This window comes from Phreatobacter sp. (genome assembly GCF_022843985.1).
Classification (GTDB): domain Bacteria; phylum Pseudomonadota; class Alphaproteobacteria; order Rhizobiales; family Phreatobacteraceae; genus Phreatobacter.
In genome coordinates this window covers 79,692-96,269 of sequence record NZ_JALHMP010000017.1, presented here as the reverse complement: position 1 = coordinate 96,269, position 16,578 = coordinate 79,692, and the positions used below count along the sequence as shown (strand labels likewise).

General features: G+C 67.6%; 16 protein-coding genes. 9 read left to right on the top strand and 7 right to left on the bottom strand.

Features of this window, described 5'->3' with window-relative positions:
• A partial coding sequence (locus tag Q0C57_RS13310) for a D-alanyl-D-alanine carboxypeptidase family protein (protein WP_296576919.1) occupies positions 1 to 1,176 on the bottom strand: 1,176 nt, incomplete at its 3' end.
• A gap of 438 nt (positions 1,177 to 1,614) precedes the next feature.
• Between Q0C57_RS13310 and Q0C57_RS13305 the strand changes: the two genes are divergently transcribed.
• Positions 1,615 to 1,953 carry a phasin family protein gene (locus Q0C57_RS13305; RefSeq protein WP_296576916.1) on the top strand — a complete coding sequence of 113 codons (339 nt, stop codon included), beginning with the start codon at positions 1,615 to 1,617 and terminating at the stop codon, positions 1,951 to 1,953.
• Positions 1,954 to 2,033: 80 nt separating this feature from the next.
• On the opposite strand, the gene Q0C57_RS13300 is transcribed toward Q0C57_RS13305, so the two are convergent.
• From Q0C57_RS13300 to Q0C57_RS13275, 6 genes are all read right to left on the bottom strand, one after another.
• Complete coding sequence (locus Q0C57_RS13300) at positions 2,034 to 3,239, bottom strand: VWA domain-containing protein (protein WP_296576915.1); 1,206 nt, start codon at positions 3,237 to 3,239, stop codon at positions 2,034 to 2,036.
• A 178-nt stretch (positions 3,240 to 3,417) separates the two neighbouring features.
• The gene (gene trpC, locus Q0C57_RS13295; protein WP_296576914.1) at positions 3,418 to 4,206 is read right to left on the bottom strand and encodes an indole-3-glycerol phosphate synthase TrpC; all 789 of its coding nucleotides are present in this window, start codon (positions 4,204 to 4,206) and stop codon (positions 3,418 to 3,420) included.
• A gap of 4 nt (positions 4,207 to 4,210) precedes the next feature.
• Positions 4,211 to 5,227 carry an anthranilate phosphoribosyltransferase gene (gene trpD, locus Q0C57_RS13290; RefSeq protein ID WP_296576913.1) on the bottom strand — a complete coding sequence of 339 codons (1,017 nt, stop codon included), beginning with the start codon at positions 5,225 to 5,227 and terminating at the stop codon, positions 4,211 to 4,213.
• Positions 5,227 to 5,841, bottom strand: coding sequence for an aminodeoxychorismate/anthranilate synthase component II (locus tag Q0C57_RS13285; protein ID WP_296576912.1), 615 nt, complete (start codon positions 5,839 to 5,841; stop codon positions 5,227 to 5,229). Before Q0C57_RS13285 ends, trpD begins: the two co-directional genes overlap by 1 nt.
• The gene (gene trpE, locus Q0C57_RS13280; RefSeq protein ID WP_296576911.1) at positions 5,838 to 7,355 is read right to left on the bottom strand and encodes an anthranilate synthase component I; all 1,518 of its coding nucleotides are present in this window, start codon (positions 7,353 to 7,355) and stop codon (positions 5,838 to 5,840) included. The genes Q0C57_RS13285 and trpE overlap by 4 nt, the downstream gene beginning before the upstream one ends.
• Positions 7,356 to 7,379: 24 nt before the next feature.
• Positions 7,380 to 9,266, bottom strand: a complete 1,887-nt coding sequence (locus Q0C57_RS13275) for a peptidylprolyl isomerase (protein WP_296576910.1) — start codon at positions 9,264 to 9,266, stop codon at positions 7,380 to 7,382.
• A 167-nt stretch (positions 9,267 to 9,433) separates the two neighbouring features.
• On the opposite strand from Q0C57_RS13275, the gene tpiA reads away from it, so the two are divergent.
• From tpiA to Q0C57_RS13235, 8 genes are all read left to right on the top strand, one after another.
• Positions 9,434 to 10,186: a triose-phosphate isomerase gene (gene tpiA, locus Q0C57_RS13270; protein WP_296576909.1), complete on the top strand. Its 753-nt coding sequence runs from the start codon at positions 9,434 to 9,436 to the stop codon at positions 10,184 to 10,186.
• A 10-nt stretch (positions 10,187 to 10,196) separates the two neighbouring features.
• Positions 10,197 to 11,612, top strand: coding sequence for a multidrug transporter subunit MdtD (mdtD, locus tag Q0C57_RS13265; RefSeq protein WP_296576908.1), 1,416 nt, complete (start codon positions 10,197 to 10,199; stop codon positions 11,610 to 11,612).
• 105 nt (positions 11,613 to 11,717) lie between these two features.
• On the top strand, positions 11,718 to 12,128 hold the full coding sequence (gene secG / locus Q0C57_RS13260) for a preprotein translocase subunit SecG (protein ID WP_296576907.1): 411 nt from the start codon (positions 11,718 to 11,720) through the stop codon (positions 12,126 to 12,128).
• A gap of 190 nt (positions 12,129 to 12,318) precedes the next feature.
• The gene (locus Q0C57_RS13255) at positions 12,319 to 13,947 is read left to right on the top strand and encodes a CTP synthase (RefSeq protein WP_296576906.1); all 1,629 of its coding nucleotides are present in this window, start codon (positions 12,319 to 12,321) and stop codon (positions 13,945 to 13,947) included.
• Complete coding sequence (locus tag Q0C57_RS13250) at positions 13,947 to 14,294, top strand: DUF1190 domain-containing protein (protein ID WP_296576905.1); 348 nt, start codon at positions 13,947 to 13,949, stop codon at positions 14,292 to 14,294. Before Q0C57_RS13255 ends, Q0C57_RS13250 begins: the two co-directional genes overlap by 1 nt.
• A gap of 53 nt (positions 14,295 to 14,347) precedes the next feature.
• Positions 14,348 to 14,755, top strand: a complete 408-nt coding sequence (locus Q0C57_RS13245; RefSeq protein ID WP_296576904.1) for a DUF350 domain-containing protein — start codon at positions 14,348 to 14,350, stop codon at positions 14,753 to 14,755.
• Between the two features lie 10 nt (positions 14,756 to 14,765).
• Positions 14,766 to 15,335, top strand: a complete 570-nt coding sequence (locus Q0C57_RS13240; protein ID WP_296576903.1) for a hypothetical protein — start codon at positions 14,766 to 14,768, stop codon at positions 15,333 to 15,335.
• Between the two features lies 1 nt (position 15,336).
• Positions 15,337 to 16,497, top strand: a complete 1,161-nt coding sequence (locus Q0C57_RS13235) for a glutathionylspermidine synthase family protein (protein WP_296576902.1) — start codon at positions 15,337 to 15,339, stop codon at positions 16,495 to 16,497.
• Positions 16,498 to 16,578 lie beyond the last annotated feature (81 nt).

The following is a 16,578-nucleotide window of genomic DNA, read 5'->3' as shown; positions in this document are numbered from 1 at the left end:
GGCGGGCGCGACGGCCGGCCGCGAGGCGGCGGCCGAGAGGACCGTGGCGGCAACCGGCGGCGGCGCCGTCTCTGCGCGGATGACCTGACGGTGCGGCTGGGCGCTGGCGGTGACCGGCGCTGCAGCGGAGGCACCGGTGGAGGCCCCGCCGCGGGTCTGGCCGGCGGTGATGACGGCAGCGGCCATCGGCGTGATCGGCATGGGCTCGGCCACCGGCTGGCGGCGGCCCGGCACCGGAACCTGGGCGGCGACGGCGATGCGGGTTTGAGTTCGCGCCGGCTCACTGGCGCGGGCGATCATCGGTGCCGTGCGGGCGCCGGCATAGGCGCGCGGGAAGGTCGCATCGACCAGCTGGCGCATGCGCGCGTCGCGGGCGCCACCGGTGCGTCCGCCCATCACCACGGCGACGATCTGGCGCTGGCCACGACGGGCCGAGGTCAGCAGGTTGAAGCCGGAGGCGCGGATATAACCGGTCTTGATGCCGTCGACTCCCTCGACGCGTCCGAGCAACCGGTTGTGATTGCGGTGGTTCACGCCGCGATAGGCGAAGGAGTAGGTCTGGAAGTAGCGAAAATAGGTCGGGAAATGGTCCTGGATGGCGCGACCGAGGGTGGCGAGGTCGCGGGCCGTGGTTACCTGGCTGGCGTCGGGAAGGCCGGAGGCGTTGCGGAAAGTGGTGCGGCTCATGCCGATGGCGCGCGCCTTGCGGGTCATGAGCTGGCCGAACGCCTCCTCCGATCCAGCGATGTTCTCGGCGACGACAACGGCGACATCATTGGCCGATTTGGTGACGAGGGCGCGGATGGCCTCCTCGACGGTGATGGTCGAACCGGCCCGGACGCCGACCTTGGACGGCGGCTGGCGCGCCGCCTCGGCCGAGACGCGCAGCGGCGACTGCAGCGAGAAGCGACCGGAATCGATCTGCTCGAACAGCAGATAGAGCGTCATGACCTTGGTGATGGAGGCCGGAAAGCGCTGGGCGTCGGCAGCCTCGGCATGGATCGTTTCGCCCGTCTTGGCGTCGACGACGATGGCCGAATAGGCGGGAGCATAGCCGCCATGGCGGCGAGGACGGGCCTCGGCCTGCGTCACGGCGAGGAGCGACAAAGTCGCTGCCATGCCGGCTGCCACCATGAAGGTCATGCGGCTCCACACCGCGCGACCGGCGCCGTTCATCGTCGCCATAGCGCCACCCCTGAACTCATCACTAGCGGGGTCCGGGAGCCTTCTGGCGACCGGTCCGCAACCCTGTCCCTGGCGCGCCGGACGGGCTGCGTTACGACCGGTCATGACAACCGGCGGCCCCTGAGGACCGCCGGCGACGCGACACCACAATCGGCGATACGCAGCCGTACTCGGCACTGCAGCTCCTGAACCCCAGGAGCCGTTGATCAGCACGGTAAGCGGTCGCGGTTGCCAGTTGGTTAAGCCATCATTCGTCGGCGCGCTTGGCGGCCCTGCGGGGGGAAGACCTCCGCCGATCGGGTGATGCTGCAGTGCAAAAGAGTTAATTGACGCACTGCAGCATAAGCCTTATCGAGAGGGCGTCAGTGCAGGTGCTCGGCGACCCCGGCCGGGAAACGAATGCGGCGGTTTCACGCGAGGAGAGCGACCATGGCCCAGAATTTCGACGACGTGCAGAAGCTCGGCAAAGACCATCTCGACAATGCCGTCAAGGCGATGACGGTGCTCACCAAAGGCTATCAGGCGATTGCCGCCGAGATGGTCGACTATTCCAAGAAGTCCTTCGAGGACGGCTCGGCGACCATCGAGAAGATCGCCGCGGTGAAGAGCCTCGACAAGGTCATCGAGGTCCAGTCGGACTATGCGAAGGCCGCCTACGAGGCCTCGGTCGCCCGTGCGACGAAGATCGGCGAACTCTACACGGACCTCTTCAAGGAGATCTTCAAGCCCTACGAGGCCGCTTTCGGCAAGCTCGTTCCGGCGAAGTGATCGTTGCAGGCCAAAGCCTGCGATCCCGGGGCCCGGCGCATCGCGCCGGGCCTTTGTCATTCCGCTCCCCGATTGGTCGATCACTGGGTCAGGCGCAACTGGCCGATCTCGGCGGCGATGCGCTGGAAGACCGGCACCAGTTCGGCGGCCGAACGGACATCGTAATACATCGACGGCGTCGTGGCGCAGCGGCGCAGCAGGGCAGCGTCGCCGTTGATCACACGGATCGTATAGAGCCGGATGCCGTTGGCCTTGGTGTTGGTGCAGGCGAGGTCCGTGCGGGCGTCAATAGAGGTGCCGTTGGTGGTCCAGCGGTTCTGGGTGTTGTCGCCGTCGGTGAGCAGGATGATGATCCGCTCGAGGTCCGGCTCCTGAACGAGGGTGCGCGCCGTTGTCAGCGGCTGGCTGGCGGTGAGCATGTGGAGGCCCCAGACCAGACCGATGGTGACATTGGTATTGCCGGCCGGCGACATGGCGTCGACCTTGGCCTTGAGCGCCGTCCAGTCGGTCGACAGCGGCATGATCGATGTCAGGTTGGAATTGGTACAGTTGCGCGCCGGGAACAGGGTTGCCGGGTCAGCGGTATTGGGGGTGGTGTCGGTGACATCATGGCTCTGGGTCCGGTCTGCGACGCAGCCGGTCCAGGAACTCGGCGTGATGCTGGTGCCCGCATAGGTGAGCCAGCTCTCGTTCTTGTAGGTGGTGCCGAGGCGGACCTGCACATCGAACGGCACGATGCCGATTCGCACGGCATCGGGTTTGTTGGAGACGATCGCCATCGTGTCGATCAGGTTCTTGGCCGCGGTCTTCAGCGCCGTCATTTTGCCTGAGCCGGACATCGAGCCGGTATTGTCGAGGACGAGAACCAGTTCGATCTTCTTCGTGCGCCAGGTCGCGCCTGCGTTGCCACGGATCATGAGATCGCCGGCGCTCAGGATATTGGCCATCACCGGGGTCAACTGGCCGCTGCCGGTGACGAAGACCTTGGTGTTGTCCATCGAGGCATTGATGACGAGGTTCGACATCTCCGACGGATTGATGTTGCCGATGACGAAGGCGCGGGCCGCGGCGGTGAGATCGACCGGGGGCTTGCCGTCGGCGACGAGCCGGGCGACGAACAGGGCGGCGGCGTCGAGGGCCGCCTGCAGGCGCGCCTGCTGCTGTCCGTGACGGCTGAGATCCACCGCCGCACAGATCATCATGAGGATGGGATAGATGGCGACAGCGAAGGCGACAGCGATGGCGCCGCGCCGATCGTTCTTGAACCTAAGGATTTTGTTCCACATGGCGTGGCGACCCCCAATCTGCGACCGGGGACGAGATTAGGCGACACGAAATAAGCATTCGGAATCGCGCGTGAATCAATTATTAACGTGTTTTCAGGGGAAAATTAGGGTTCTGTTTACTGTGATCTGCCGGATTTCGATGCAGGCGCAGCGGAAAGACACGGTCTTCGGGCTGGCGTTACGTGAGGAGACGCCTGGTTGCTTCCGTAACGTCCATTTGGCGCATCAAACTCTCGCCGACGAGCAGGGTGCGGATGCCCACCGCGCGCAGACGGGCGACGTCCGATGAGACGAAAATCCCGCTTTCGCCGACGACGATCCGGTCCGCGGGAATGCGCGGCGCGAGGCGCTCAGCGGTTTCCAGTGTCACCTCGAAGGTCCTGAGGTTGCGGTTGTTGATGCCGATCAGGCGCGACGGCAGGGCGAGCGCCCGATCGAGCTCGGGCTCATCGTGCACCTCGATCAGTGCGTCCATGCCGTAGTCGGTGGCGGCGGCGACGAGGTCGGCCGCCAGTGCGTCGTCGACCGAGGCCATGATCACCAGGATGCAGTCGGCGCCCCAGGCGCGGGCTTCTGCCACCTGATAGGTGTCGTGCATGAAGTCCTTCCGCAGGGCGGGCAGGCTGCAGGCGCCACGCGCCGCGGTGAGGAATTCCGGGGCGCCCTGAAAGGACGGCGCATCAGTGAGCACGGAGAGGCAGGCGGCGCCGCCGGCCTCATAGGCGCGGGCCAGGGCCGGCGGGTCGAAATCGGCGCGGATGAGTCCCTTGGAGGGGCTCGCCTTCTTGATCTCGGCGATCAGGGCCGTTGCGCCGGCGGCGATCTTGTCGGTGATGGCGCCGGCAAAGGACCGCACGGGCGCTGCGGCGCGGGCCTCGGCATCGACCATGGCGAAGGGACGCGCGCGCTTGGCCGCGGCGATCTCCTCCAGCTTGTAGGCCTCGATGGTCTTCAGGATATCGGCCATGGGATCAGGCCGCGCCGGAGATGGCGACGAGGCGGTCGAGCGTCTGCGCCGCAGCACCGCTGTCGATCGCCGCCGTGGCCATGGCGAAACCATCGGGCAGGGTGGCGGCACGGCCCGAGACGACCAGCGCCGCGGCGGCATTCAGGGCGGCGACGTCGCGATAGGCATTGCGGGCGCCGGTGAGGACGGCGCGCAGCTGCATGGCGTTGTGGGCGGCATCGCCGCCCTTGAGGTCGCCGGGCTGGCAGAGGCCGAGACCGACATCCGAGGGCTGGACCGTGAAGCGGGTGATGCGGCCGCCCTTGAGTTCGGCAACGGTGCTCGGACCGGTTCCCGTCAGTTCGTCGAGGCCATCCGAGCCATGGACCACCCAGGCATGAGTGGAGCCGAGATTGGCGAGCACGGCGGCCAGCGGGTCGACCCATTGGCCGGAGAAGACGCCGACCATCTGCCGCTTCACGCCGGCGGGGTTCGACAGCGGGCCCAGCAGGTTGAAGATGGTGCGGGTGCCAAGCTCCACGCGGGTCGGGCCGACATGTTTCATGGCGGGGTGGTGGGCCGGGGCGAACATGAAGCCGATGCCGGCCTCGCGGATGCAGCGGGCGATGCCGTCGGCGGCAAGGTCGATCTTGACGCCGAGGGCCATCAGGCAGTCCGCCGCGCCCGACCGGGACGACAGGGCGCGATTGCCATGCTTGGCGACGGGCACGCCGGCGCCGGCGACGATGAGGGCGGCGCAGGTGGAGATGTTCAGGGAGTGGGAGGCATCGCCACCGGTGCCGACCACGTCGACCGCGTCGGCGGGTGCCTCGACCCGGACCATCCGGGCACGCATGGTCGCGACTGCCGCGGTGATCTCGTCCACCGTCTCGCCGCGCACCCGCAGCGCCATCAGGAAGCCGCCGATCTGCGAGGGCGTGGCATTGCCCGACATGATCTGGTCGAACGCGGTGGCGGCCTCCTCGCGCGTCAGCGGCGTCCCGGTTGCCGCCTTGGCGATCAGGCTCTTGAACGGTTCCATCAGCGGCGTCCCTGGCTGCGGTTCCAAGCGGCCGCGATGTCGAGGAAGGTGGCGATCATGCGGTGCCCGTGCTCGGAGGCGATGCTCTCGGGGTGGAACTGCACGCCGTGGACGGGCCGCGAGCGATGCATCAGGCCCTGGACGACGCCGTCCTCGGATTCGGCGGTGATCGCGAGATCGTCGGGCCAGCAGGCACGGTCGACGGTGAGCGAGTGATAGCGCGTCGCCTGGAAGGGTCCGTTGATGCCGCGGAAGACGCTGTGGCCCTCGTGCGAAATGGTCGACATCTTGCCGTGCATCGGCTTCGGCGCGCGGATCACGGTCCCGCCAAAGCTCTGGCCCATGGCCTGATGGCCGAGACAGACGCCGAACATCGGGATGCGGTCGGAGGCCTTGGCGATCAGATCGAGGCATATGCCGGCCTCATTGGGGGTGCAGGGGCCGGGAGAGAGCACGATGGCGTCGGGATCGGAGGCGATGACGGCCTCGGCGGTGGTCTTGTCGTTGCGGATGACGGCAACCTCCGGCCTGACGCCGCCGATCTCCTGGCCGCCGATATAGTGAACGAGGTTCCAGGTGAAGCTGTCGTAATTGTCGATGAGGGTGATCTTCACTGGCCCCTCCCGACGCGGGCCGCCGTCTTCACCGCCTCGTCGGCGGCATGGACGAGGGCCTTGGCCTTGTTGACGCACTCGGCCTGTTCCATGGCGTTGACGCTGTCGGCGACGATGCCGGCGCCGGCCTGGACATACATCTGTCCGTCCTTGACCACGGCGGTGCGCAGCACGATGCAGGTGTCCATTGCTCCCGTGGCGGAGAAATAGCCGACACAGCCGGCATAGAGGCCGCGTTTCTCCTTCTCGAGCTCGTCGATGATCTGCATGGCGCGCACCTTGGGCGCGCCTGACACCGTGCCGGCGGGAAAGCCGGCGGCGAGGGCGTCGATCAGGTCGTGCTTCGGGTCGAGTTCGCCTTCGACATTCGAGACGATGTGCATGACGTGGGAATAGTGCTCGAGGAAGAATTTGTCGGTGACTTCCACCGTGCCAATCTGTGCGACCCGGCCGACATCGTTGCGGCCGAGATCAAGCAGCATCAGATGTTCCGAGCGCTCCTTCGGGTCGGCGAGCAGTTCCTCGCCGAGGCGCTTGTCGTCGGCGGGTGTCGCGCCGCGCGGCCGCGTGCCGGCGATCGGACGGATGGTGACGCGGCCGTCGCGCACCCGCACGAGGATTTCCGGCGAGGAGCCGGCGACCGAGAAGCCGTCGAAGGCGAGATAGTAGAGGAAGGGCGAGGGATTGACCCGGCGCAGTGCCCGGTACAGGGAGAAGGGCGGCAGGGTGAAGGGCGTCGAGAAGCGCTGCGACAGCACGACCTGGAAAATGTCGCCGGCCGCGATGTAGTCCTTTGCCCGGTCGACCATGGCGGAATAGTCCGCCTCGGGCGTGTTGGAGACGAGGCCCGCCATTATCTCGGCATGGTCGGGCAGGGGGGTCTGCTTGTCGAGCGGCCCGTCGAGGGCGTCGAGCACGGCGCCGAGCCGGTTGACGGCCTGGTCATAGGCCTGTTTCGCGGTCTGGCCGGCCTGCGGACGTACCGGCGTGACCACGGTGATCTGGTCCTTCACCGCATCGAAGACGAGGACGACGGTCGGGCGGATGAACAGCGCGTCGGCGAGGCCGAGCGGGTCCGGTGGCACGTTCGGCAGATGCTCCATCTGCCGCACCATGTCATAGCCGAGATAGCCGAAGACGCCGGCCGCCATGGGCGGCAGCGTCTCGGGAACGGCGATGCGGCTGTCGGCCAGCAGCTTGCGCAATTCGGTCAGCGGCGCCTCGGGCAGGGGCACGAAGGCGTTGCGGTCGGCGCCGGGGCGGCGGTTGATCTCGGCCACCGACCCGCGACACCGCCAGATCAGGTCCGGCTCCATGCCGAGGATCGAATAGCGCCCCTTGATCGCGCCGCCCTCGACCGATTCGAGCAGGAAGGCATTGGTTCGCGACCCGGCGATCTTCAGATAGGCGGAAACCGGCGTCTCCAGATCGGACACCAGCGTCGTCCACACCACCTGCGGCTGTCCCGCGGCGTGGAGGGGCTGGAAGGCCTCGAAGGCCGGTTCGATCTGCATGACGTCCTCGTTGTCGCTGCCGCCTCAGCGGGCATCGGCCGTACCGCCGACCGCCCGGTTGAGCAGCGTGCGGTTGACGCTGGAGCCGAAGTCCCGCTGCAGCCGGGCGATATACTGCGCGAGGACGTCGTCCTCGATCGATTGCGAGAGCTGGTCGCGCGTCCGCTCGTCGAGCGCGGCATCCGCCGGCAGGGTGACCTCGGTCGTCACGAAGACGATGCGGTCGATGCCGTCGGCAGCAGGGGCATTGGCGCTCTGGCCCTGGGGGGTGGCGAAGAGCATCTGGATGGCGCTGGCGCCCCAGACGCCGTCGGTGGCGCTGCGCCGGATGGCCGGGGTGGTCTTCACCTCAAGGCCCGCCGCCTGGGCGAGTTCGGCCAGCGGCTTGCCCTCGCGCAGGGTCGTCGCCATGAGGTCGGCGGCCTTGCCGATGCGGATCTTCACCTCATCCTCGCGCCAGCGCGCCTCGACCTGGGGGCGCACCTCGTCGAGCGTGCGGTCGCGGGCGGGGGTGACGGCGGAGACCTCGTACCAGACCCACAGGCCGCTGGTGCGGTTGTTCACCGGCTCGTTCTCCAGCCCGACCTCGGCGCGGAAGGCGGTGGGCAGGAAATCCGCGGCACCGGGCAGGTTGAGCTGCACTTCGGCAGGATCACGGCCCTGCAGGTCCACGGCATCGACGGTTGTGACGGTGAGGCCGACCTTGGCGGCGATGTCGGTGAGCGGCAGCCCGGAGGAGCGCTCCTTCTCGATACGGTCGTGCAGGTCGTTGACGGCGTTGCGAGCCATGGTCGTGGCGATGGTCATGCGCGCCTGTTCCATCGCCTGGCCCTCGTTGAAGGGCTCGATGGCGGTCACCCGCAGCAGTACAGTGCCGAAGCGGCCGCGCACCGGCTCGCTGACCGCACCGGCGGCGAGGGCGAAGGCGACGTCGCGAACGGCCGGGTCGGCGATCTGGCTGCGGGAGAGATTGCCCAGGGTCAGGTCGGTCTCGGCGACATTGCGTTCCTTCGCGAGGTCCTCGAACGAGACGCCGCCCTTGAGGCGGTCCGCGGCGGCCTGGGCCTCCTCCGGCGTCGGGAAGGCGAGTTGCTGGACGGTGCGGCGCTCGGCGACCTCCCGCAGGCGTGCGACCTCGTCGGCGACCTGCTCGTCCGGCACCTGCTGGAAGCCGAGCTGTTCCTGCGGCGACAGGGTGAGCAGCACGAGCTTGCGGAATTCGGGGGCGCGGAACATCGCCTTGTTGGCGTCGAAATAGGCCTGCAGCGTTGCCGCATCGGGCGCGGGAACCTCGCCGGCCTGGGCTGCGCCGAGCACGACATACTGGGCCTGGCGGGTTTCGTTCTGGAACCGCGTCATGGCATCTATCAGCACGCGCGGCGTACCGAGCTTTTCTGAAACGGCGCCAGCGATCTGCTGGCGCACGGCGAGCCGGCGCTCCTGCTCGATGAAGGTCTGTTCGGTAAAGCCGAACTGGCGCAGCACCTCGGTAAAGGCGGTACGGTCGAACTGGCCGGTCGGGCCGCGGAACTGCGGCGTCGCGACGATGCGGGCGCGGATCGTCTCGTCGTCGATGCCGAGGCCGAGCTGGCGGCCACGTTCGTCGAGCGTCGCCTCGGTGATGAGCTGGTTGAGCACGCGCTGGTCGATGCCGAACTGGCGGGCCTGGTCGGGCGTGATGCCGCGGCCGACCATGCGGCCGAGGTTCTGCACCTCGCGATTATAGGCGGTCTGGAAGTTCTGGACCGTGATCTGCGTCCCGCCGACGCTGGCGACGGTCGTCGCGGTGCCGCCACGGAAGATGTCGCCGATCCCCCAGACGGCGAAGGACAGGACGAGGATGCTCATCAGGGCGATGAGGATGAATCGGGCGAAGCCCTTCTCGAAGGCGCTGCGAAGGCCGGTCAACATGCCGGGCGGGTCTCCTGCGGGCGGCGACGCGGGCCGCTTGGGGGCTGAAAAAGTCGGCGGAGCATAGTGATGGCGCCCCTGAGGGGCAAGCATGGCAGGTGGTGCTGTTCTGCGCCTTCTGCTAGGCAGCCGGCCATTCCATTTTCATCACTCTCGGGGAGTTCGTCATGGGTGTGCGCCCGCTCGTTGCCGGCAACTGGAAAATGAATGGCAGTCGCGCCGCGCTGAAGGAGCTGGTGACTCTCGCCGAAGGCTACGACGCCAGCCTGCGCGGCAAGGTCGACCTGATGATCTGCCCGCCGGCGCCGCTGGTCTTCACGGCGGCGGCAACCGCCCTTGGCTCGCGCGTCGCCATCGGCGGCCAGGACTGCCATCCCGAAGCCTCCGGCGCCTTCACCGGCGAGGTCTCCGCAGAGATGCTGGCCGATGCGGGGGCGACGGCGGTGATCGTCGGCCATTCCGAACGCCGGCAGTATTTCAAGGAAACCGACGCACTGGTGGCCGCCAAGGCCGCGGCGGCGCTGCGCGCCGGCCTCGTCGCCATCGTCTGCGTCGGCGAAACGCGCGCGGAGCGCGAGGCTGGCAAGGCGCTGGCGGTGGTCGGGCGGCAGGTGGCGCGTTCGGTGCCCGAGCATGCGACGCCGGCGACCATCATCGTCGCCTATGAGCCGGTCTGGGCCATCGGCACGGGCCTGACGCCGACGGCGGCGGACGTCGCCGAGGTCCATGCCCTGATCCGCCGCAAACTGGTCTCGCGCCACGGCAAACAAGCCGCCGGCATCCGCATCCTCTATGGCGGGTCGGTGAAGCCGGCCAATGCCAAGGAGCTGATGGCGGTCGAGAATGTCGACGGCGCGCTGGTCGGCGGCGCGAGCCTCAAGGCCGCCGACTTCCTGGCCATCGCGGCCGCCTATCGCTGAGGTTGCCCGCATGACCCAGGCCGACGGCGGAAGTTTCAGGATCCTCCTTTGGATCGTCGCCGTCGGCTTCTTCATGCAGACGCTGGATTCCACCATCGTCAACACGGCGCTGCCGTCCATGGCGCGGGCGCTGGGCGAAAGCCCGCTCAGCATGCACGCGGTGATCATCGCCTATGCGCTCACCATGGCGATGCTGATTCCGGCCTCGGGCTGGCTCGCCGACCGTTTCGGCAGCCGCAACGTCTTCCTCGCGGCCATCGTGCTGTTCACGCTGGGGTCGGTGGCCTGCGCCGCCTCCACCTCGCTGACCCAGCTGGTCCTGTCGCGCATCGTCCAAGGTGCCGGCGGCGCCATGCTGCTGCCGGTGGGCCGCCTGGTGGTGCTGCGCAACGTGCCGCGCGACCAGTTCCTCGCGGCCATGAGCTTCGTCGCCATTCCCGGCCTGATCGGTCCCCTGGTCGGCCCGACGCTCGGCGGCTGGCTGGTGCAGACGGCCTCCTGGCACTGGATCTTCCTCATCAACCTGCCGGTCGGCCTTGTCGGTGTGGTGCTGACCGTCCTCTACATGCCGGACAGCCGCAATCCCGGCGTCGGGCGGTTCGACATGCTCGGCTATCTCATGCTGTCGCTCGGCATGGTGGCGCTGTCCTTCTCGCTCGACGGGCTGACCGATTTCGGCTTCGAGCGCGCCACGGTGCTGGTTCTCCTCGTCTTCGCCTTCGCGCTGATCGTCGGCTATTTCCTCCATGCCCAGCGCCATCCCGCCCCTCTTTTTCCGCTGAGCCTGTTCCGCATCCACACCTACACAGTCGGGCTTCTCGGCAACCTTTTCGCGCGCATCGGTTCGGGGGCCATGCCCTTCCTCATCCCGCTGCTGCTGCAGGTGGGCCTGGCGCGCAGCCCGCTGGAGGCGGGCATGATGATGCTCCCGGTCGCTGCCATGGCGATGACGGCGAAACGCGCCGTCACCCGGCTCATCAATCGCTATGGCTACCGGCGGTTTCTCGTCGTCAATACCCTGGCGCTCGGCGGCCTGCAGGCGGCCTTCGCCTTCATGCCGCTCCTGTCGCTGCCGGCGATGCTCGTCCTTCTCGGCTGTTACGGCGCGGTCAATTCGTTCCAGTTCACGGCGATGAACACGGTGACGCTGCGCGATCTCGACCCCGCGGGGGCGGGGAGCGGCAACAGCCTGTTCTCGATGGTGCAGATGCTGTCCATGAGCCTCGGTGTGACGGTGGCCGGGGCGCTGCTGGCGACCTTCACCCCCCATTTCGCCGCGGGAATCGCCGGCTCGGCGGTCACCGCCTTCCAGGCCACCTTCGTGACCATCGGCCTCCTCACCAGTGCCTCGGCCTGGATCTTCTGGCATCTCGATTCCGGGGTCTCGGGCGGGGGCAGGGGAGTGCCGGCCGACGAGGCCGGTTGACGGCGCGGAGCCTCCTTCTGTTCCCACCGGCGCGGCGGGGTAGGCAAGCCCCGCCCGATCGTGTAGAGACGCCCATTCTTTCGAGCCAAGGACAATTGCGCGGCCATGCAGTCCGTCATTCTCGTCGTTCACCTGATGATCGTGCTTGCACTGATCGTCGTGGTCCTCCTGCAGCGCTCCGAAGGCGGCGGCCTCGGCATGGGCGGCGGCGGCGGCAACTTCATGTCCTCGCGCGGCTCCGGCAACGTCCTGACCCGGGCGACGGCCATCCTGGCCACAGGTTTCTTTATCACCTCGATCACGCTGGCCTATCTGGCCACCCAGGCCCGCGGGCCGCGTTCTTTGCTCGATCAGCCGGCGACCTCGGCCCCGGCAGCGCCGGGCCCTCCGGCCGCTCCCGCCACGCCGCAGGTCCCGCAGTCCGGCGGCGGACAGGGCGGTACCGGTATGCTCGAGGGCCTGCGCGGCCTGTCTCAGCCGCCTGCCGCACCCGCGGCCCCCGCGCCGCGGCCGTAAGTGCCGACGTTTAATTTGGGGACGAGCGGTAGAAGTGCGGGTCCCCCCATTGCAAGCCGGCTGTCCCGGCGGCAAGCACATCGATCCGAGACAGGGCCGGGAAACCGGCCCTTTTTTGTGGGGGACAAGACGCGGGCCGTCTGTCGCCCCGCTGTCCGAATCGGTCATTGCGCCTTAAGGAAGAAGCCCCATGACGCGGTACATTTTCATCACCGGCGGCGTGGTCTCGTCCCTGGGCAAGGGTCTGGCCTCGGCGGCCCTCGGCGCCCTCCTGCAGGCCCGCGGCTATACGGTCCGCCTGCGCAAGCTCGATCCCTATCTCAATGTTGATCCGGGCACGATGAGCCCGACCCAGCACGGCGAGGTCTTCGTTACCGACGACGGCGCCGAGACCGATCTCGACCTTGGCCATTACGAGCGCTTTACCGGTCGTCCCTGCACCCGGGCCGACAACATCACCACGGGGCGGATCTACCAGGACATCATCACCAAGGAGCGGCGCGGCGACTATCTCGGCGCCACGATCCAGGTGATCCCGCATGTGACGGACGCCATCAAGGACTTCGTGCGCACCGGCAACGAGGGCTTCGACTTCGTCCTCGTCGAGATCGGCGGCACGGTGGGCGATATCGAGGGGCTGCCTTTCTTCGAGGCCATCCGCCAGCTCGGCAACGAACTGCCCGAGGGCGACAGCATCTATGTCCATCTGACCCTGCTTCCCTACATCGCGTCGGCCGGCGAGCTGAAGACCAAGCCGACCCAGCATTCGGTGCAGGAACTGCGCTCGATCGGCATTGCGCCGGACATCCTGCTCTGCCGCTGCGATCGTCCGATACCGGAAGGCGAGCGCAAGAAGCTGGCGCTGTTCTGCAACGTTCGGCCCTCGGCGGTGGTCGAGGCGCGCGATGCCGGCTCGATCTACGATGTACCGCTGGCCTATCATCAGGCCGGCCTCGACGACGAGGTGCTTCGCGCCTTCGGCATCGAGGTTCGCGGCGAACCGGACATGCGGCGCTGGGATGACGTGTCGGCGCGGGTCCACAACCCGGAAGGCGAGGTCAATATCGCCATCGTCGGCAAATATACGGGCCTCAAGGACGCCTACAAGTCGCTGATCGAGGCGCTCGCCCATGGCGGCATCGCCAACAAGGTGAAGGTCAATCTGGAGTGGATCGAGAGCGAGGTCTTCGAGCACGAGGATCCCTCGCCCTATCTGCAGGACGTGCACGGCATCCTGGTGCCCGGCGGCTTCGGCCAGCGCGGCGCCGAGGGCAAGATCCGCGCGGCGCGCTTCGCCCGCGAGCGCAAGGTGCCCTATTTCGGCATCTGCTTCGGCATGCAGATGGCGGTGATCGAGGCGGCCCGGAACCTTGCCGGCGTTCCACAGGCCAATTCCACCGAGTTCGGCCCGACGCCGGAGCCGGTGGTCGGCCTCCTCACCGAATGGCTGAAGGGAAACGAACTGCAGAAGCGGACGGCGGGCAGTGATCTCGGCGGCACGATGCGGCTCGGCGCCTATACCGCCCATCTGAAGGCGGATTCGCGCATCGCGGCCATCTACCGGTCGGATGTGATCTCCGAACGCCACCGCCACCGCTACGAGGTCAATCTCGACTATCGCAAGCGGCTGGAGGACAAGGGCCTCGTCTTTACCGGCCTGTCGCCGGATGGCGTTCTGCCGGAGACGATCGAATATCCTGACCATCCCTGGTTCATCGGCGTGCAGTATCACCCGGAGCTGAAGAGCCGCCCCTTCGAGCCCCATCCCCTGTTCCGCTCCTTCATCGAGGCGGCCAAGGCGCAGTCGCGGCTCGTGTGATGAAACCTGTCGCGGTCGTCGGCTCGGCCCTGATCCTGACGGCCGGCGCCATCGTCGCCTATGTCATCGCCACCGGCGGCGACTGTGCGGGCGCTCCCGTCTTCCGCTCCGTCGCGGCCTGCACCGCCGGTGGCATCGACGCGGCCCGCTGCGCGGCGCTCATGGGCGAGGCCGATCGGCGTCTGTTACAGAACGGCCCCGTCTTCGACATGCGGCAGCAATGCGAGGACCGCTACCTTTCCTGCCAGCCCGCCAGCGGCGCCACCGGATTCGTGCCGCGCGCCAGCGGCTTCTGCCTCAGGCCGGGGCCACCGGAGGTGGTGGTGCCGGTCTTCGGGCGAGGCTAGCGGGCGGCCCGGACCGGGGGTAGCCTGCGGCGGCATCGGTCTGGGAGGGGCTCGTGGTCATTGCTGAATATCTGTCGGGGTTTCCGGCCTTCTTGGCGCATTATGTGCTCGCCATCCTGTTCCTGGTCATTTTCGGGGCCATCTACACGAAGATCACCCAGCACAACGAGTTCGCGCTGATCCGGCAGGGCAATACCGCGGCGGCGATCGCGCTTGCCGGCAGTCTGATCGGTTTTTCCCTGCCGCTGGCGGCCTCGGTCGAGTTTTCCGTCTCGATCCTCGACAACACGCTCTGGGCCACGGTCTCGCTGATCGTGCAGATCGCCATCTATTACCTCGCGCGGCTCATCATCGACGACCTCAGCGGGCGCATCGAGCGGCAGGAGATCTCTGCCGGGATCTGGTTGGGTGCGGTCTCGATCACCGGCGGCCAGCTCGCCGCCGCCTCGATGACGACGTGAGGAGGATCTCATGGCGGATCCCAAGCCTCCCTTCGGCAAGCGGCAGAGGCGCAATCTCCCCAAGCCGCAGGTGAGGGTGGAGGCTGCTGCGGCCCCGGCGCAGAAGCGCTCGGTGCTGCTCGGTCCCGTCGGCATCGGCGCAGCGGCCCTGCTCGGCATCGGTGCCATCACGGCCACCAACGGTTTCGGTCTCGGCGGCACCCGCCCCGACTGCACGGCGAGCCAGGTGGCGACATCCGTGGCCCAGTGCGAGGCGATTCAATCGGGACCGCAATGCGCGGCGGCTTTCGCAGGGGGTGCTCGGGCCGTCGGCCTGAGCCGCAGGGGATCGTCCGGACCCTGGTCCGTGGAGACCCTGACCGCCGGGGCGGGATCGGCCTATCTCACGGCGCTCGGCCAGCCTTTCACACCCCGCAACACCTGCCGGTCGTCGAGTTCCACCCGTTCGGTGTTCTGGGGCGGCGGCTGGTCTTCAGGGCGCAGTTCGTCCGGTACAGCCTCAAGCCAGAGCCAGGGCGTCAGCCGTTCGGGCTTCGGTTCGACGGCCCGAAGCTTCTCCAGCTCATCCAGGGGGGGATGACATGCAGCGGATCGCCATCGCCGAGCGGCCCAACTGGCAGGCGCTCGCCGACGAATATGGCTTCGCCTATGCCATGCCGGGCGGGGAGCGCTACTGGGACGAGCGGGCCCATTACCGGTTCACGCTGCGCCAGATCGAGGACGATATCGAGGCGGGCACCAGCGAGCTCGTGGCGCTCTGCGGTGAATGGGCCGGCCGCGCCGTGCGCGATGAGGAATATCTCAAGCGCCTCAACATCCCCTCGACCTACTGGGACTGGATCGCACAGAGCTGGGACCGTCACGATCCGAGCCTCTATGGCCGCTTCGATCTCGTCTATGACGGCAAGAGCCCGCCCAAGCTGCTGGAATTCAACGCCGACACGCCGACCTCGCTCTACGAGGCCTCGGTCTTCCAGTGGTACTGGCTTGAGGACCGGATCAAGGCAGGCGTGCTGCCGCAGGGCGCCGACCAGTTCAACAGCCTGCATGACAAGCTGATCGCGCGGTTTTCGGCCTGGCCGACGGCCGATCTGCTGCACATGACGGCCTTTTCCGAGGAGCTAGAGGACCGCAAGAACGTCGAGTACATGGCCGAATGCGCCGGCGGGGCCGGTCACCAGGTCGTGCTCCTCGACATTGCCTCGATCGGCCTCGACCGCATGGGGCGCTTCGTCGACGAGGACAACCGCGAGATCAAGACGCTGTTCAAGCTCTATCCGTGGGAATGGCTGATCCACGAGGAGTTCGGGGCGGCCATGCCCGGCTCGCCAACGGTGTGGATCGAACCGCCGTGGAAGATGCTGCTGTCCACCAAGGCGATCCTGCCCGAGCTGTGGAAGATGTCGCCCGGCCATCCGAACCTGCTCGAGAGCTATTACGAGGGCGATCCGGCAGCCTCCGCCATCGGCCGCGACCATGTCGCCAAGCCGATCTTCTCGCGCGAGGGCGCCAATGTGGAGATCCGCCGGGACGGCGTGACGGTGGTGGCGCCCGAGGGCCCCTACGACACCCTGCCGCGGATCATCCAGGCGCTGGCGCCGGATGTGGTTTTCGACGGCATGCGGCCGGTGATCGGTTCGTGGATCATCGACCAGGACCCGGCCGGAATCGGCATCCGCGAGGATGCCGGCCTCGTCACCGGCAATACCTCCTGCTTCATCCCGCACGCCATCGTCGATTGACGAGGAGCGGCGGTCATCCCATCTCGGGTTGATCGGCCCGGGCGGGTCTGCGAGAACCCGCCCGGGCAGACCAGCCTCGCC

Excerpts from the sequence above, each read along its gene's own strand:
- Q0C57_RS13305 (WP_296576916.1), top strand. The coding sequence starts at position 1,615 with ATGGCCCAGAATTTCGACGACGTGCAGAAGCTCGGCAAAGACCATCTC.
- Q0C57_RS13300 (WP_296576915.1), bottom strand. The coding sequence starts at position 3,239 with ATGTGGAACAAAATCCTTAGGTTCAAGAACGATCGGCGCGGCGCCATC.
- trpC (WP_296576914.1), bottom strand. The coding sequence starts at position 4,206 with ATGGCCGATATCCTGAAGACCATCGAGGCCTACAAGCTGGAGGAGATC.
- trpD (WP_296576913.1), bottom strand. The coding sequence starts at position 5,227 with ATGGAACCGTTCAAGAGCCTGATCGCCAAGGCGGCAACCGGGACGCCG.
- trpE (WP_296576911.1), bottom strand. The coding sequence starts at position 7,355 with ATGCAGATCGAACCGGCCTTCGAGGCCTTCCAGCCCCTCCACGCCGCG.
- Q0C57_RS13275 (WP_296576910.1), bottom strand. The coding sequence starts at position 9,266 with ATGTTGACCGGCCTTCGCAGCGCCTTCGAGAAGGGCTTCGCCCGATTC.
- tpiA (WP_296576909.1), top strand. The coding sequence starts at position 9,434 with ATGGGTGTGCGCCCGCTCGTTGCCGGCAACTGGAAAATGAATGGCAGT.
- mdtD (WP_296576908.1), top strand. The coding sequence starts at position 10,197 with ATGACCCAGGCCGACGGCGGAAGTTTCAGGATCCTCCTTTGGATCGTC.
- secG (WP_296576907.1), top strand. The coding sequence starts at position 11,718 with ATGCAGTCCGTCATTCTCGTCGTTCACCTGATGATCGTGCTTGCACTG.
- Q0C57_RS13255 (WP_296576906.1), top strand. The coding sequence starts at position 12,319 with ATGACGCGGTACATTTTCATCACCGGCGGCGTGGTCTCGTCCCTGGGC.
- Q0C57_RS13250 (WP_296576905.1), top strand. The coding sequence starts at position 13,947 with ATGAAACCTGTCGCGGTCGTCGGCTCGGCCCTGATCCTGACGGCCGGC.
- Q0C57_RS13240 (WP_296576903.1), top strand. The coding sequence starts at position 14,766 with ATGGCGGATCCCAAGCCTCCCTTCGGCAAGCGGCAGAGGCGCAATCTC.
- Q0C57_RS13235 (WP_296576902.1), top strand. The coding sequence starts at position 15,337 with ATGCAGCGGATCGCCATCGCCGAGCGGCCCAACTGGCAGGCGCTCGCC.